This is a genomic window from Noviherbaspirillum denitrificans, assembly GCF_002211445.1.
Taxonomy (GTDB): domain Bacteria; phylum Pseudomonadota; class Gammaproteobacteria; order Burkholderiales; family Burkholderiaceae_D; genus Noviherbaspirillum; species Noviherbaspirillum denitrificans.
Genome location: NZ_LSTO01000001.1, coordinates 1126484 through 1126949, shown reverse-complemented (window position 1 = coordinate 1126949; position 466 = coordinate 1126484). Strand labels below are relative to the sequence as shown.

Sequence of the window (466 nt, the reverse complement as noted above, 5' to 3'; positions counted from 1 at the left end):
CCCGAATCCGGACCGCATGCTGCTGCCCGGCCTGTATGTGCGCGCCCGCCTCGAGCAGGCGGTGAGCGAAAACGCGATCACCGTGCCGCAGCAGGCCGTGCAGCGGGACGCCAGCGGCGCCTCGGTGCTGGTCGTCGGCGCCGACGGCAAGGTAGCGCTGCAGCAGGTCAAGGCCGATTCCTCGCAAGGCGACCGCTGGGTCATCAGCGAGGGCCTGAAGCCCGGCGACAAGGTGATCGCCGAAGGCTTCCAGAAGGCCAAGCCGGGCGCCGTGGTCAAGCCGGTGCCGTGGAAAGCCCCTGAGGCCCCGACGGCCAAGGCGCCGCAACCGGAACAGAAATCCAAGTAAGGACGCCCACATGGCAAAGTTTTTCATCGATCGCCCGGTCTTCGCCTGGGTCATCGCGCTCTTCATCCTGCTGGCCGGCGCGCTGTCCATCCTGCGGCTTCCGATTGCGCAGTACCC

2 protein-coding genes are annotated in these 466 nt (G+C 67.8%); both read left to right on the top strand.

The features are described 5' to 3' along the window. Positions 1-349 (top strand): efflux RND transporter periplasmic adaptor subunit (locus AYR66_RS05590; protein WP_170942275.1); only part of this gene is annotated, 349 nt, incomplete at its 5' end. Between the two features lie 10 nt (positions 350-359). Further along, positions 360-466: efflux RND transporter permease subunit (locus AYR66_RS28215; protein ID WP_141104171.1), on the top strand; the 107-nt coding region annotated here is incomplete at its 3' end.